Annotated in this window: 18 protein-coding genes, 1 tRNA gene and 3 pseudogenes; 6 read left to right on the top strand and 16 right to left on the bottom strand. The window is 40.3% G+C overall.

Annotation, left to right across the window (positions count from 1 at the left end; all coding sequences use genetic code 11):
• Nucleotides 1-56 precede the first annotated feature (56 nt).
• The 3 genes and pseudogenes from gcvT to RS893_RS12665 all read right to left on the bottom strand — a co-directional run bounded on the left by gcvT (nt 57) and on the right by RS893_RS12665 (nt 2,242).
• Nucleotides 57-1,193, bottom strand: a complete 1,137-nt coding sequence (gene gcvT / locus RS893_RS12655) for a glycine cleavage system aminomethyltransferase GcvT (RefSeq protein WP_315791466.1) — start codon at nt 1,191-1,193, stop codon at nt 57-59.
• Nucleotides 1,194-1,367: 174 nt separating this feature from the next.
• On the bottom strand, nt 1,368-1,568 hold the full coding sequence (locus RS893_RS12660; protein WP_315791467.1) for a type II toxin-antitoxin system HicB family antitoxin: 201 nt from the start codon (nt 1,566-1,568) through the stop codon (nt 1,368-1,370).
• Nucleotides 1,569-1,598: 30 nt separating this feature from the next.
• A pseudogene (locus RS893_RS12665) lies at nt 1,599-2,242 on the bottom strand (Uma2 family endonuclease).
• Between RS893_RS12665 and RS893_RS30295 the strand changes: the two are divergent.
• Both RS893_RS30295 and RS893_RS12670 read left to right on the top strand, forming a co-directional pair.
• Nucleotides 2,234-2,443 (top strand): hypothetical protein, encoded by a 210-nt coding sequence (locus RS893_RS30295; RefSeq protein ID WP_396336446.1) that lies wholly within the window; start codon nt 2,234-2,236, stop codon nt 2,441-2,443. The pseudogene RS893_RS12665 and the gene RS893_RS30295 sit on opposite strands and share 9 nt — an antisense overlap.
• A gap of 59 nt (nt 2,444-2,502) precedes the next feature.
• Complete coding sequence (locus RS893_RS12670; RefSeq protein ID WP_315791468.1) at nt 2,503-2,997, top strand: pentapeptide repeat-containing protein; 495 nt, start codon at nt 2,503-2,505, stop codon at nt 2,995-2,997.
• Nucleotides 2,998-3,076: 79 nt separating this feature from the next.
• Here RS893_RS12670 and RS893_RS12675 read toward each other — a convergent pair.
• From RS893_RS12675 to RS893_RS12685, 3 genes are all read right to left on the bottom strand, one after another.
• Nucleotides 3,077-3,150: transfer RNA gene (locus RS893_RS12675), tRNA-Arg, on the bottom strand.
• 144 nt (nt 3,151-3,294) lie between these two features.
• Nucleotides 3,295-4,491: a murein hydrolase activator EnvC family protein gene (locus tag RS893_RS12680; RefSeq protein ID WP_315791955.1), complete on the bottom strand. Its 1,197-nt coding sequence runs from the start codon at nt 4,489-4,491 to the stop codon at nt 3,295-3,297.
• A 531-nt stretch (nt 4,492-5,022) separates the two neighbouring features.
• On the bottom strand, nt 5,023-5,451 hold the full coding sequence (locus tag RS893_RS12685; protein ID WP_315791469.1) for a hypothetical protein: 429 nt from the start codon (nt 5,449-5,451) through the stop codon (nt 5,023-5,025).
• 940 nt (nt 5,452-6,391) lie between these two features.
• Between RS893_RS12685 and RS893_RS12690 the strand changes: the two genes are divergently transcribed.
• From RS893_RS12690 to RS893_RS12705, 4 genes and pseudogenes are all read left to right on the top strand, one after another.
• Nucleotides 6,392-6,535, top strand: coding sequence for a hypothetical protein (locus RS893_RS12690; protein WP_315791470.1), 144 nt, complete (start codon nt 6,392-6,394; stop codon nt 6,533-6,535).
• 75 nt (nt 6,536-6,610) lie between these two features.
• Nucleotides 6,611-7,264, top strand: a pseudogene (locus tag RS893_RS12695) (aminoacyl--tRNA ligase-related protein).
• Nucleotides 7,248-7,547: a His/Gly/Thr/Pro-type tRNA ligase C-terminal domain-containing protein gene (locus tag RS893_RS12700; protein WP_315791471.1), complete on the top strand. Its 300-nt coding sequence runs from the start codon at nt 7,248-7,250 to the stop codon at nt 7,545-7,547. The pseudogene RS893_RS12695 and the gene RS893_RS12700 overlap by 17 nt, the downstream one beginning before the upstream one ends.
• Before the next feature lie 291 nt (nt 7,548-7,838).
• A complete protein-coding gene (locus RS893_RS12705) occupies nt 7,839-8,156 on the top strand; it encodes a hypothetical protein (RefSeq protein ID WP_315791472.1) in 318 nt (105 codons plus the stop codon).
• A 34-nt stretch (nt 8,157-8,190) separates the two neighbouring features.
• Here the strand turns inward: RS893_RS12705 and trmFO are convergent, their stop codons facing one another.
• The 10 genes and pseudogenes from trmFO to psb34 all read right to left on the bottom strand — a co-directional run bounded on the left by trmFO (nt 8,191) and on the right by psb34 (nt 14,677).
• Nucleotides 8,191-9,519 (bottom strand): FADH(2)-oxidizing methylenetetrahydrofolate--tRNA-(uracil(54)-C(5))-methyltransferase TrmFO, encoded by a 1,329-nt coding sequence (gene trmFO / locus RS893_RS12710; protein WP_315791473.1) that lies wholly within the window; start codon nt 9,517-9,519, stop codon nt 8,191-8,193.
• Nucleotides 9,520-9,550: 31 nt separating this feature from the next.
• On the bottom strand, nt 9,551-9,700 hold the full coding sequence (locus RS893_RS12715; RefSeq protein ID WP_315791474.1) for a hypothetical protein: 150 nt from the start codon (nt 9,698-9,700) through the stop codon (nt 9,551-9,553).
• Between the two features lie 113 nt (nt 9,701-9,813).
• Nucleotides 9,814-10,479 (bottom strand): glutathione S-transferase family protein, encoded by a 666-nt coding sequence (locus tag RS893_RS12720; RefSeq protein WP_315791475.1) that lies wholly within the window; start codon nt 10,477-10,479, stop codon nt 9,814-9,816.
• 143 nt (nt 10,480-10,622) lie between these two features.
• Nucleotides 10,623-11,216, bottom strand: coding sequence for a TetR/AcrR family transcriptional regulator (locus tag RS893_RS12725; protein WP_315791476.1), 594 nt, complete (start codon nt 11,214-11,216; stop codon nt 10,623-10,625).
• 486 nt (nt 11,217-11,702) lie between these two features.
• Entirely contained in the window at nt 11,703-12,305 is a 603-nt protein-coding gene (locus RS893_RS12730; RefSeq protein ID WP_315791477.1) for a hypothetical protein, read from the bottom strand.
• Nucleotides 12,306-12,458: 153 nt separating this feature from the next.
• Nucleotides 12,459-12,587, bottom strand: coding sequence for a hypothetical protein (locus tag RS893_RS12735; RefSeq protein WP_315791478.1), 129 nt, complete (start codon nt 12,585-12,587; stop codon nt 12,459-12,461).
• Nucleotides 12,588-12,707: 120 nt separating this feature from the next.
• Nucleotides 12,708-13,649 (bottom strand): prolyl aminopeptidase, encoded by a 942-nt coding sequence (gene pip, locus RS893_RS12740; RefSeq protein ID WP_315791479.1) that lies wholly within the window; start codon nt 13,647-13,649, stop codon nt 12,708-12,710.
• 1 nt (nt 13,650) lies between these two features.
• Nucleotides 13,651-13,794, bottom strand: coding sequence for a hypothetical protein (locus RS893_RS12745; protein ID WP_315791480.1), 144 nt, complete (start codon nt 13,792-13,794; stop codon nt 13,651-13,653).
• 203 nt (nt 13,795-13,997) lie between these two features.
• Nucleotides 13,998-14,285: a hypothetical protein gene (locus RS893_RS12750; RefSeq protein ID WP_315791481.1), complete on the bottom strand. Its 288-nt coding sequence runs from the start codon at nt 14,283-14,285 to the stop codon at nt 13,998-14,000.
• 221 nt (nt 14,286-14,506) lie between these two features.
• Nucleotides 14,507-14,677: pseudogene (psb34, locus tag RS893_RS12755) on the bottom strand (photosystem II assembly protein Psb34).
• Nucleotides 14,678-14,890: the final 213 nt, after the last annotated feature.

Below are 14,890 nucleotides of genomic sequence, written 5' to 3' on the forward strand. Positions count from 1 at the left end.
TTTCTATTACAGAAAATACATGTTTTTTATAGGTTCGCACCGCTACTTGCCCCTATTTATTTTGAGATCCGAGTTTGAGAACGGTAAAACGGTTTCTTAACTACTGTGGCTGGGTATGTTTTACCGCGAATTTCTATATCTAGCTGCTGACCAACGCTTGCTAGCTGGGTAGGAACATATGCTAGGGCAATGGGATAACCAAGTGTGGGTGATAGTGTACCACTAGTTACCTCTCCCACTATGACACCTGCTGATAGTACTTGGTAGCCATGACGGGCAATGTTGCGTCCTTGCATTTGCAAACCTACCAGTCGGCGCTGCACTCCCGCAGCTTTTTGTCGTTCCAAGATAGGACGACCAATAAAATCTCCTTTGGTATCAAGATGCACCAACCAACCTAAACCTGCTTCTAAGGGCGTGGTGGTATCATCAATATCTTGTCCGTAGAGTGCCATTGCTGCTTCTAGTCGCAGGGTGTCTCTAGCACCAAGTCCACAGGGAATGACACCAGCCTCAACAAGACTACGCCATAATTTTACGCCTTCTTCTGGGCCTAGCATCACCTCAAATCCATCTTCGCCTGTGTAGCCTGTGCGAGCAACAAAGGCGGGCTTATCTAAAACGGATGCTTCTAAGTGTCCGAAGGCTTTCACTGATGATAAGTCTGCTGGCACAAAAGGCTGAAGATACTCAACAGCTTTTGGGCCTTGGACAGCAATTAAGATTTTTCCTTGGGAAAGGTCTTGGAAATTAATTTCTTTGGTGTCAAGGTGTTGCAATAGCCATGTTTTATCTTTACTCGTTGTCGCAGCATTGACTATTATTACTCCTTGCTGTTCGCCGTCAGAGTTTTCCCCTTGATAGTAGAATATAATGTCGTCGATGATACCAGCTTGTGGATTTAATAAGACGGTGTATTGAGCTTGACCTGGTTGCAGGCGACTTAAGTCTGATGGAACTAAGTACTGAAGTTGGGCAATTAGGTTTTTTCCTTTGAGAATAAATTTGCCCATGTGGGAAATATCGAATATGCCAGCAGTATTTCTTACTGCTTGGTGTTCTGTGGTAATGCCACTAAATTGTACGGGCATTTCCCAACCGCCAAAGCTAGTCAGTCGTGCTTTTAGTTCTTGGGCAAGGAAATATAGAGGTGTTTGATATAGGGGAAGGGCGTTTTCTTCTGGTTTAGCCACGGGCAATTCTTTCGTAGGTCAACATCTTATATACTACGGAATTGATTCAGGTACGAGCTGCGATCGCTTGCATTATTTAAACCACAAATACACAAAGGATACAAAGCACAACGACTCATCCATCGCGTTATTAAGCAGCGATAATTTGGGTGTAGGGTAAATTGGGAACTTGACTCACAGCACCAGTTCCCTCACAATTGTGCCTTCTTGAGTAATTTCATCTTCCAATGGTTCAAGATAGAGTTCTATTGCCTCTTGGATATTTTCTAATGCTTCTTCGATGGTTTCTCCTTCACTAATGCAGCCTGGAAGTGAAGGAACGTAAACAGTGTATCCACCTTCATTACTGAGTTCTAATACAACTTTTAACTTCATCGTTGGGCTTTTGAAACTACTTTTCTATTCTTAACTAGGTTGAGCGATCGCTAGCATTGTTTCATCCTTTCCAGCTATAAAAATTTGTTCAGCAGTTAGATTTAGCTCTGGAAATGTTGACGATTTGATATGCTCGTCACCTCGAAATTTGCTAATTCGATATTCACCTTCATCCAAAGAACAAACCATGATAGTTGGTTGCTTTGGCTCTCCGATAAATTCTCTACTGCCTAAAGCAGCATAGTCAACAATCCAGTATTCAGGAATTCTCATTTCTTCGTAATCAGCATATTTTTTGTGGTAATCATCACGCCAATTAGTGCTAACAACTTCAATGACTAGCGGTATTGAAGTCGGTTGACTAACAGTAGATTCTTTTTCCACAAGAGTTCATTTGTTAAATTGGGTCGATTCAATAACAGTACATCTGGCAAGTAACCACATTGTCTATTAGGTGGTTTGACTAACGTTGTCTTGGGTATAAAGTAGGGGAAATTTAAGCGAATACGCTCTCTAGTCAGTTCAAATGCTAAAAAACCTGTAATCTCTTCGTGTTCACCTACAGGCTGAGGCATTTTAATGATCACTCCATCGTGTAATTCATAGCGTTCTCCATTAGGCTTCCACTCTACAAATTCTTCAAAAGTTACGAGTTTTGGTAAAGCTTGTGTCATTTTACCCCCCTTGTTGACGCAGCTTTTTATTTTGATATTAAGCCATACGAACGCGATCGCTTTGAGAAAGGTAAGGAACCCCAAAGAATTTGGGAATGGTTAGAACAAACAAAGAGATTAGGTGAGTTAGATGTATTTTTCTTCCTACACCCTTCACCTTCATACCTCCACACCCCTAAACTCCTAATTCTCCATAAATAACTTACCCATGATGTTTAATAATTAATTGTGTAAGTATTGAGATTTATTAAGTTAACGTTATGAAGTTTTGGCGAGTATTTGCAGCCCTTATCTTAGCTATGACGCTGCTGTTGTTTCCCCTGTCAGCAGAAGCAGCAAAATCTTCTAGCAGCCGTTTTGCAGGCTATCAGCAAATGAGTAATGCAGATTTTTCTGGTCAAACCTTAATTCGTGAAGAGTTTACCAAGGTGAAACTGGATCAAGCTAATTTTAGTAATGCTGATTTGCGTGGTGCTGTTTTTAACAGTGCGTATTTAGAAAAAGCAAATCTACATGGGGCAGATTTTACCAATGGCATCGCTTATCTAGCTGATTTTCGTGATGCGGATTTAAGTGATGCAATTTTTACAGACGCCATGTTGCTCTATTCTACTTTTGATAATGTTGATATCACAGGTACTGATTTTACCAATGCAGTTTTAGACGGGTCAGAATTGAAAAAACTCTGTGCTAAGGCAAGTGGTGTAAATTCAAAAACCGGTGTGTCTACCAGAGAATCTTTAGAGTGTAGTTAATAGTTGTTGATGAGTAGTTAGTGGTTGGTCGTTGTTACAACAATCAACAACCAACCGCCAACAAATAACTCTTACTTAACGAGCGTGGAGGGACTCGAACCCCCGACCTACAGAACCGGAATCTGACGCTCTAATCCACTGAGCTACACGCCCTTGCACTGCTAATAAACGCAGTCACAATATCAAGATTATAGCATAAATATAGCTTTTTTATGCTTTTTAGCAAAGTGTTTTTGGTTGTGATCATTCAATTCAGTGAATATTTATCTAAAAAAAACAACTGATAACTGATAACAGTTAAAGATAATTCATCGGGTCTACGGGTGTACCATTTTTGCGAACTTCAAAGTGCAGGTGGGGGCCTGTAGATAAACCTGTGGAACCAACAGCAGCGATCGCTTGTCCGCGTTTTACTGTTTGCCCTTCGGAAACATATAATTCACTAGTATGTCCGTAAAGTGTAGTTAGACCGTTGCCGTGGTCAATAATTACAGCTTTACCATAACCACCGTACCAACCTGCAAAAATGACTGTACCTGAGTCGGCGGCTCTAATTGTACTGCCGTAGCTGGCAGCAAAATCTTGACCCGCATGAAAGCGGCGATAACCGAGAATAGGATGTACTCGCCAACCAAAGGGACTACTGGTAGGTGCATCGGTAGGATATGCAAACATACCTGTACCACGAATGATGACACTGTTGCGGCTGTTTGTCTTAGTTCTTGCTTCCGCCTCTGCTATCTTTTGTTGAATTAAAGTTGTAATTGCCTGGGAGTCTTTCTCTAACTGGGTTTGTGCTGCTTCTAATGCCAAGCGATCGCTATTGAGACGCCCAATTAATTCCTGCTGTAAGTCTGCTTGGGTTTGATAATCTGCTTTTTGGGCAAGTAATTGCTGTCTCATCAGTGCTATTTCGTTTTTTTGCTGTTCTACTGCTATTTTTTGGTTATTGATCTCGTTGGCTTGGGTTGTCAGCTTAACTAAAATTTGCTGGTCTGCCTGATAAACTAACTTTAGATAACGACGCTGACTCATAAAGTCGCTGAGATTTTGACTTTGCAGCAAAACTGCCCACCCTTGAGTTACTGGCGAACGTTGGAGAAAGCGTAGTCGGGAAATCGTTGCTGCTTGTCGTTGTTGATAAGTAACTTCTTTGGCTGCTAAATCTGCTTGTAGCTGCTGCAAGCGTTGTGTTGCTAGCTTGAGACGTAATTCACTATCTTGAATTTGCGTGTCAGTAGTTTTCAGGTTTTGCTGTAAGCCGTTCAGCCGTTCTTGGGCTGCTTGTTGTAAATTAGTTAAGCGATTGCGTTCTTGTTTGACACTTTGATGCTGTTGGTTGATTTGCTGTTGCTGCTGCTGCAAATTTGTAATTGCATCAGATGTCGTTAGTGATGCGTTAGTTGGCAATCCTAGTAAGATGCATAAAATTCCACAAAATGCAAGACAAATAAAATCATAAATTCTCTTTTTTTCTAGAAATAGCGCTCTCATGTTGTTAAATAGAGACAAGCGATCGCTCAAAACATCATGAGTAGTGTTCCCAAAAATTTGTTAGGTGTAACGGGGGATTAGGGAATAGCTACGGCGACAGACGCGATTGAATGAAAGCATAACCACGATCAAACCTTGGTATCATCCTGCAATTCAAGCTGTTAAGTTCATCAACAATGTCCCGGACTGTCAAAATCTTTGGAGTTTCGATTGAGAAAACATGCTGCTGTGGGTGAATGTTGTCGCAGATGGGTGATGACTGATTATCTATTGTTCTGACCCAGGATACTTTTAGTGAACTATTATCTCAACCATACTACTGTCGCCGTTGGTGTTGTCGATAAGCAACTTCTTGGGTTACTAAATCTTGTTTGTAGTTGCTTTAGGCGTTTTGTTACGGGGCATCCCAAATGTTTGAGTGTATTTTTAAACGCAGAGGATCACAGAGGTTAACGCAAAGGAACGCAGAGTGTTGAGCAGAGTTACCCTAGTTTTGTATTGAGAAAAATTTAGGATTACAAAAAAAGGGCATTACTGTTGTAGATCTGCATCATCAATGACTCTCCGTTTTGGTTGTATTGCTGCTTTTTGGATACAAAAGTGAACTTCTGTTAAATTGAAATTCATGTATGAAAGCAACGCATATATGAAGACAACGATACCAAACATCTCGCAGAACTCTTCAACAGCTGTAATCATTGCATAGGTCATATTCTCAAAACTGTAAAGTTCCTCATGGCGTCCGGCAAACATTTCCACGCCAATTGCACCACTCACGAAGATAGTACCAGCAACAAAAAATAAAAGTCTTATCTTTCTTGGAAGATGAGCCAAAAATTTTAAATATGACAGCAAAAAGAAAAGTGTAAGGGGAATGGCAACAGCAATCCAACCGTAGTAAAGAAAACCTGTTCTAGTGATGCTTGAGCCTAATATTCTGTCTGCATTTTCATGAATCATCGCTACTTCGTCTATAGATAGATACAAAAAAATAGCTGATAAAACTTTTCAATGGAGGATGTAGCGAGTACGAGCTATCTTTTTATATGTAGCAATCAATGCCAACAGGAGCAAACAAATATAGTAGTGTAATGGATGAGTACCATGTAGGAATGTTAGAATCCTCACCCACATTGAACAACCTTACTAATCTAAAAAGATTACCATGACCGAGAACATACCTGGAAAATTGTCCAGCTAGGCTGACAATACTTAAACAGATAACTATGATGGTTAAGACTAAGGCAACCTTTTTAGGAGAAATAGATACTGTCAATTTTACTACCATTATGCTCTTAAAATTGAAATTACAAAAGTAATTTTATTTACTAGTATTCTATATTTAAGCATGAGTTAATATTTTTTTTACCTAGATTTAACTTTAATAGCAGCTTTAAGTCCTCATACCCAGACATATGAATTATTTCAAAAGCTTGACATTGAGTAGAGACTTGTTTTAATAAAATAAAAGGAGCAATATTTAAACTTTTTGCATCATCATGTCAGTAAACGTCTGCCTAACAACAACTACCGCTACTACTACCAACTCAGGAGGGTTGTGAGGCGATCGCGTTGACTTGAAATTCGATAGAACTCCATCTACCCTCCAGGTAATACCCAGGAGGGTTTTAAGTTGTTATTGTAATCCAAATTAGGAAAAACAAATGTTCATTTATCAATTTATTCACCTCACTACCACTACCACCACCACAATCGCGCCTGGAGGGATGTGAGGAGAATTGCTGCTTGGCAAATTGAAACTCAAACGCCCCTCTAGGTCGAACCTAGAGGGTTTTTTATTAGCAAAAAACATGATTTACAGGAGATACAACCATGTCTGATCATCGAGAACTAGCAAAAGCAATGAGATCTATTTCACTTTGAAGAACATAGTCCGGGGATGGTGTTTTGGCATCCAATCGGGTTAAAGTTATTGCGGCTGATTGAAGACTTTATGCGACAGATTTACCAAGATCATGGCTTTGAGGAAGTGCGATCGCCAGTAGCCTTGAATCGATCGCTTTGGGAACTTTCTGGACACTAGCAAAAGTTCCGTCAAAATATGTTTGTTGTGGGTAGTTCGAATGCAGAAGAAGAACCAGATTATGCATTGAAACCAATGTCATGTCCCGCACACATCGCGATCTACAAATCCCACAAGCGGAGTTATCGAGAAATACCGATGCGATTGATGGAATTTGGTATGGCTCATCGCAACGAACCTTCGGGAACGCTATCTGGCTGTATGCGTTTGCGCTAGTTTGTCCAAGATGATGCCTATATCTTTTGCCCTGAAGCCGATATCAGAAGTGAGATTGGCAATTTTCTCAGGATGGTGAAACAGGTTTATGCAGTCTTTGGATATAATAACTTTTCCATTCGGATTGCTTTGCGACCAGAACAACGTCTTGGCTCAGATGAACAATGGGATCGGGCTGAATTTGCCTTAATTGAAGCCGTTCAAGCGCTGGGTTACGCTTATGAATTAGCGCCAGGTGAAGGCTCTTTTTATAGTCCCAAGATTGAAATCAGTATGCAAGATCATCTAGGAAGATTGTGGCAATGTGGTACGATTCAAGTTGATTTGAACTTTCCTCAACTTTTTGATTTGTCCTTTATTAATCAAAAAGGAGATTTAGAGCAGGTAGTGGATATTGCACCAAGCAATTTTAGGTTCTTTAGAACGCTGGATTGGCATTTTGTTGGAAAATCACAATGGAGTTTTACCACTGTGGGTTGCTCCTGTGCAAATAGCTGTGGCTTCAGTTTCTGAAAAATCTGCGAATTGGGCAGAAGTGATTTTTAGAAGGTTGAAACAGATCGGGGCAAGAGTAGAATTGCATGTGAGCGATCGCACGATTGCCAAAAAGATTCGAGAACTATCTGCGCGTAAGATTCCACTGATTGCAGTTGTTGGCGAAAAAGAAGTAATGAATCAATCTCTCAACTTGCGTCGTTTGGGAATTTCTGGACAGCAAGAGATTCAGCTTGCTGAGTTAGAAGTTGAATTTTGTTCGCTACACACTGAACCAAAATTCCAGCTATGCCAGCATTAGTTTAAAGATAAGTAACTAGACGCAAATAAACACAACTACTTTGACTGGGTGTATCAGGATGGGGTAAGCTCATAAATCTGCCTCTTTACCTCACACCCAGCCTTCTTCAGTCAGCTTTGTTAGAAGCTCTAGTTCTTATATCGTTATCTCTTCCCCATCTTCAAGATAGTCAATCACGGGAAAATCCCACAACCTTTGCATGAAAATATGACTTTTCCTACACCCCTACACCCTTAAACCCCCACACCCATTTTCAAGTCAGAGGATTTCTCAAGTTAATACGAGGTTTTTATGAGTATAGGCAGAGCCATTCTTTTGATTGCTCTGGTTTTTCCAGGCTTGATGGTAGTAGCAACATCAATCTACGCATACAATGCTGATTACGCAACAATGGAAAGAACCGAAAGGTATGTCGAACAACTAGCAAGGCAAAGAAGAGCAGATGATAGACAATTACAATTAGCCTATCATCGGAGTATGGTTCATCGCATGAATGCTTTTACTAATGGCACATGGGGTTTTATCGGTGCGACGATCGCAGCCATTGGTATACATGGATTAGCAATTACCAAAGAGGACTATATTCAAGACCAAAAAAGATCAAGTTAGTAGATAGTAGGTAGTAGTTAATCACCACTAACAACTAACCACTAACCACTAACTTATGATCAATAAACCTTTTGAGGTCAGCTAAAGCGCGATCGCGATAACGTCCGTAGCGCTCTTGTTTATTTTTGATTTTCTCTCCTAATTCTGGCAAAATCCCAAAGTTGGGTGGCATGGGTTGAAAATGCTTGGGTGAAGCCGAACTAATAAATTCAAACAGCGCTCCCATCATTGTTGTTGATGGTAGGGTTAACGGTTCTTTCCCTAAAGCGATGCGTGCGGCGTTTGTACCAGCTAACCATCCATCAGCAGCAGCAGCAGTGTAGCCTTCAGTACCAATTAACTGCCCAGCGCCTAACAATGTGGGACGATTTTTGAATTGTAAGGTGGATAGCATCAGCTGGGGAGCATTAATAAAGGTGTTACGGTGCATCACCCCCAGCCGTACAAACTCAGCATTTTCTAAGCCGGGAATCATGCGGAATACGCGCTTTTGTTCACCCCAGCGCAAGTTAGTTTGGAATCCTACCATATTCCAAAGTTGCCCGGCTTTGTCTTCTTGTCGTAGCTGCACTACAGCATAGGATCTTTCACCTGTGCGACTATCTGACAATCCTACTGGCTTTAAAGGCCCGTAGCGCATTGTATCTTCTCCTCGCCGTGCGAGTTCTTCTATGGGTAGACAAGCTTCAAAAAATTTCGCTGTTTCTTGCTCAAAGTCCTTTAATTCTGTTTGTTCGGCGTTACGCAGTTCTTGCCAAAACTGAAGATACTGCTCTTTGTTCATCGGACAGTTGAGATAAGCGGCTTCGCCTTTGTCGTAGCGAGAGGCGAGAAAAGCAATGTCATGGTTGATTGTTTCACCCACAACAATTGGACTGGCAGCATCAAAAAAGCTGAGATATTCCATCCCCGTGAAGCGGCGTAAATCTTCAGCTAAGTCAGGGCTGGTTAAAGGGCCTGTCGCTAAAACAACAATACCTTCCGGTATAGCACGTATTTCTTCTCGACGCAATTTAATCAAAGGATGTTGAGAGAGGGTTTGTGTCAAATCTTGGCTAAATTGCCCCCGATCAACTGCTAGCGCTCCCCCGGCAGGAACTTGGTGTTCATCAGCTTTGCCAATAACAATCGATTTTAATTGGCGCAGTTCTTCGTGTAATAAACCAGCAGCGCGATCGCTTGCCATTGCTCCAAAGGAATTGCTACAAACTAATTCCGCTAAGTGTTCTGTGTGGTGAGCAGGACTGAAGCGTTGGGGGCGCATTTCATAGAGAATTACTGGTACTCCCGCCTGGGCAATTTGCCAAGCTGCTTCTGTTCCAGCGAGTCCACCTCCTATAACTGTGATCGGTTGCTTTTCCATAATTCAGCGCTGCAATAAAAATTTTTAGAGATTAGTGAGTGGTTAAATGATGAATGATAAATTCTTTGCCTTTCTCTTGTCCATGCTGATATAAAACAGCTAACCCTTCAACAGTAGCATTTATAAAATTGACTTCAAACTCTTTGGGGTCTATATCTGGTTTAATGACGCGGATATTCACACCTTGGTAGTTATGAGGTGAACAACTAGCTAATATCAAGTTCGGCTAATTGCTTACGCCTAAAGAACAAGCGAGCGCCAATTTTTTAATATTTTACTCGACATATTTCTTTGCTACTGTAAACGATTTACTCGGCTCATTTCACGTTGCTTTAATTTCACAAAAACCCGCTTAAATTGCTCAAATTCTTCTTGGCTGAGTTCTGTCTTTTGCCATGCTGGACGTTGCATTAAGCGCTCGAACCAATCATTTAAATTAGGATAATTACTAAAATTGATACCTAATTTAGGTAATAAAGATATATCTGTACCAACGACAATATCTGCCAAGGTTAACTGTTCCCCACCAAAGAAAGAGTTATTACCTAAAGTTGTCATCAAAAATTTTAATACTGTATTTAGATGTTGTTTTGTTTGGATAAATTTTGGTGAGTCTTCATTTTCAAACATCAAAGTAATCATTTTTGGCAATAGTTCATTTGTAGACACCATTTGCACCATTTTTACAGTTGCTAATAGTTCAGGTTCTTTTGGTAACAGTGCAGGTTGAGGATATTTTGCTTCTAAATAATCTAAAATCACCAGCGATTCTAACACTCGAAAATTATCATCAACTATGACTGGAACGTGATGAAAGGGGTTGAGTTCTAAATATTCTGGTTGTAATTGATCACCATCTAATTTCATTAAAATCGGCTCAAAATAAATTTCTTTTTCCAGTAGAGTCCGCCATACACGACGAGTCATTGGCGACCGCGGATTATAGTAAAACTTGAGCATAGTCTATTTCTCTTCAAAAAAGAGAACACAGACCTTTTGGTCTGAAAACACATAAAAAAACTAAATATTTAAATGTTTTGATTAACCTCTTTATACTCAAAATATTTCTGCTGTAATTCTTCGGTAATGCGAAAAAACAAAACCTACATTCGCAATTGACTTTCCATGTAATTATTTAAATGATTAATTGCTCTATCTAAATGAATTGCATCTCCGTATAACTTACTCATCATTACGGCTCCTTCGAGGATGGCAATCATAATAGTTGCAAATTCATCAGCGTTAACCGTTGGACGAATTTCTCCTCTTTCAATTCCCTTTTCGATAATTAGACAAATTAATTCGCGCCAGGAATTCATTGCCTTTTGAGTGCGTTCCCGTAATGCTGGGTGTGTATCATCACTTTCGATCGCAGTGTTCAATAATGGACACCCCCCCTTAATGGGTGAATGATTTATATATCTGTGAAATACACCCATGATTGCTTGCAAACGCTCGATCGCATGACGCTTACTTCGCCAGGCATCTGTGTAAAGCTTTTTAATTTGAGCGATCGCATAATCAAATGCTTGTAATGCTAATTCATCTTTGCTGCTGAAATGATTGTATATGCCTCCCTTTTGTAATCCTGTTACCCGCATGATGTCTGAAATAGATGAACCAGCATACCCCTGTTGGTTAAACAGTTCGGCTGCTTGCTGGAGAATTTTTGCTTTTGTTTCTTCGCCTTTAGACATTAAGATATTTCAGACCAGTGAGTCTGTTTAAGTTTAACCAGATGAGTAGCTTATGGTCAAGACCTTTACCATATATGTTACTTGGTGTCTTAGTGGTAAAAAATATTTTGAGTTAGTAGTAGAGACGGAAGAAACATTGCGTCTGTACATTAGTAGTTAGTGGTTGGTTGTTAATTATTTCCTATGCCCAATTACCAATTACCCATTACCGACACAAGCGGGTAGTATAAGTGTTCAAGCGTACACGATATAAATAATTGCCATTTTGGCAACTTTTAACGCTGAGAATAGGTACATTTAGTAAACATATGCCGTCCTTTAGCGAATTGCGAAAACCTCCTCCCCCGGTAGACAGCTAACTACCGGGGTCTTTCATTTATATCAAGTTCGCATGATTACTTACAATTCCCTTTTACCTCACCCCGCCTTCGGCACCCCTGTTCTTGCTAAGGAGTGGGGCCGGTGAGTTCCCCACTTCCCCATCCCTCAAATCCAGCGCCAATTATAACGATTCCACTCGTAAATACCTTGAATTTCGTACTCAGCGCCGTTATTGAAGCGAACAATGCAATTAGCACAAGATTTGTTACCATTTTGGACTTCATCAACTTGAATAACTATGCAAGGAAACCATTCCCGTGGACAGGGGCCATCATCTTGTACCCATTCCCATAGTGCATTGCAGACTTCTATGCGATCGCCTACTTTGAGATTTAATGTATTTTCTGAAGAATACTGATTAAAATGATACGGCTGAATCCGGTTGAGCCACTGTAAGCCGTAGCGATCGCGGATAAATTGTACATCTCCAGAGTCATTCTCACGTAGCCAGTCATTTAGTAGCTGCGCTTTCCATGAGAGGTTTTGTTCTTCCTGGGCTTTAATGTAACGTAAAAAAGCTTGTAACTCTTGTGGTGTCAACTCATCTAATGGGTTAGCTTGAACTAACACTTCTGGATGAGAGTTTCCTTGAATTTGCTCGACTATTTGCAGTAATATCTGTTTTTGCATATCAGTGAGAGGGCAGTTAGCTATTTCACAGCGATTAAAGGCTGTTTGCAATACTGCTTCAATCTCATCTGGTTTCATAGGTAAACAGTTATTAACAGGCTACTAAATCACATCCTATTGATTACTGATAGTAGTTTTTTCTCTAATCCTCTTCCAACTTGAAAGGGAACAGAGGGATATTATTCAGTAATTGACTGGATTTGATATTAATCTAATTATTACAAATTATATCTACGAAGACAGGGAAATATTAAAGGGTAAATAGGAAGAGAAAACAGACTGACGAAGCGGAATCGCGATCGCAAATTCTGTTCCTTCAGCAGCTATGGAAGTACCTTCTGGAACTGAGTCTAATTTCATATCTGCATCAATCCATGCCAGCTGCAAAGGGGTTTGTATTAATTTAAGTAACTTTTCTGCATGGACTGGCTTTGGTAGAAAAGCATTTGCTCTTGCATCTAAACTTTAGTCAACTAACAACTAACAAAACTTATCTGTTGCTGCAATCAAAGCACTAGTAATTCCTGCTTCACTCATAGAATGCCCAGCATCAGGGACAACAATAAATTCGGCTTCTGGCCAGGCGCGATGTAATTCCCAAGCAGAGATCATTGGGCAAACCACATCATAACGCCCTTGCACAATTACTGCTGGAATGTGACGAATGCGCTCAATATTTAAAAGTAAATAATCTTCTGGTTCAAAAAAGCCTTTATTCATAAAATAATGACATTCAATTCGTGCAAAAGCATCAGCAAATTCATTCTCACCAAATTTTTGCATTAATTCTGGATCTGGCAACAATCTGCTAGTACTAGCTTCCCAAATTGACCAAGCCTTAGCAGCTTCTAGCCTAATTTGCATATCTGGATTTGTTAAGCGTTGGTAATATGCTGTCAGTAAATTTCCACGTTCCGCTACAGGAATTGGTTTAAGATACTCTTCCCAAGCATCAGGAAAAATATAACTTGCTCCCTCTTGATAGAACCAGCGCAATTCTTTTTGTCGCAGCATAAAAATACCGCGCAAAATTAGCCCACTACAACGTTCTGGATGAGTTTCGCTGTAGGCTAAGGATAGAGTACTTCCCCAACTACCACCAAAGACAACCCATTTTTCAATACCTAAATGCTCTCGCAGTTTTTCAATATCATTAACTAAATCCCATGTGGTGTTTTCTCGTAATTCGGCGTGGGGTGTACTTTTTCCACAACCACGTTGGTCAAACATGATCAATCGCCATTTTTCTGGATGAAAATATTGTCGGTAATGTGGTGGACAGCCTCCACCAGGACCACCATGTAGTAAAACTATGGGTTTGCCTTGGGAATTACCTGATTCTTCAAAATGAATTGTGTGGATGTTTGATACTTGTAATTTACCTTCGTAATAAGGCTCAATGGGTGGGTAAAGTTCTCGCATTTTAAAAAAAGTTGATTGTTGGTGGTTGGTTCTTGGTAGCTGTAGAGTGTGCTAACACACCTTGAATTCTTGACGGTGCGTTGTGCTGTGCGACAACAAACCCTACACGCAAATCAAACCGACGAAAAGCGCGTCCAGTAATCATATTAAACGATAAAATCTGCGGATTAATTAGCTCTCCCGTAAGGTACGTTGCGCTTTGCGACAACGCACCCTACCAACTAACAGAACTCTTATGCACCAAATAGTTTCCCAATCCAAAATCCAAAATGGTATAAAAAAACCCCGGCGTTAAGTACCGGGGCGAAGAGGAGAAGTGTGAATGACGGTGAAAATTGCAGCTTACTGTTAACAATCAGTTGAGTGCTTAACCTCGGTTTTACCGTTATTCTGGCGCACCTCAACACGCGAACACTGACGCTGACCGCCTGAGGTGTACTCAGATGTACGTGTTTGCTGTACTTGCTCATTCTGTTGAGTGGTACAGCCTACTAAAATAGCGACTAGCATGTAAGGCAAAAGTTTGTTGAATAATCTATGCATGGACTGAGGTTGATACGAATCAGATAGGCGTGATTCTTCGGTTTCTAGACCAATTGAGCAATCAATAAAATTTAAATCTTTCTTATTCTTCACTCCTAAACAGCGATCGCATTGGTCTATATGAGTATCTACAACTTGAGTGCTTGCCTTTCCAGAAAACTTACTATTTTTTTGCTGATACTGTAATCAGGAGACGATCTTCGAGAAGATGCTAAGTGTTTACGCGCCCCACAACAAAAAAAACCCCGGTGAAACCAACCGAGGTCAAGCAGAGAAGAACGAATGACAATAAGAGATATCGTGAGAAAAAAATCTTAACTAACGCTAAAACCAACCAAAACTAAAGCAGTCACAATTAAAGAAGCGAAAACAGCTTGGATAAGGTATTTGCGTTGTTCCCAAATTGCTCTTTACTCGGCATAGTACATCTTGGGTTCAGTTGCGTAGTTGTTGAGAACGCCGTCTTCATTCACAGTGGTGTACATAGCTTGTTTTTTATATTTATTTTCCTTTATAAATAAATATAACAATTTTGTTACATAAGGTCAATAAGACTTGACAAAAAAATCTGATATCTCTAAAAAGAGCCACCTATCAGAAAAAAGAGAGTCAGGTGATGAAGGTCTAATTCTCAATGGAACCCGCAAAATTGTTTGTAGCGTTTACAGTTGACGGATGAGCTTAAATATATAAAATCA

This window comes from Fischerella sp. JS2, assembly GCF_032393985.1.
Classification (GTDB): domain Bacteria; phylum Cyanobacteriota; class Cyanobacteriia; order Cyanobacteriales; family Nostocaceae; genus Fischerella.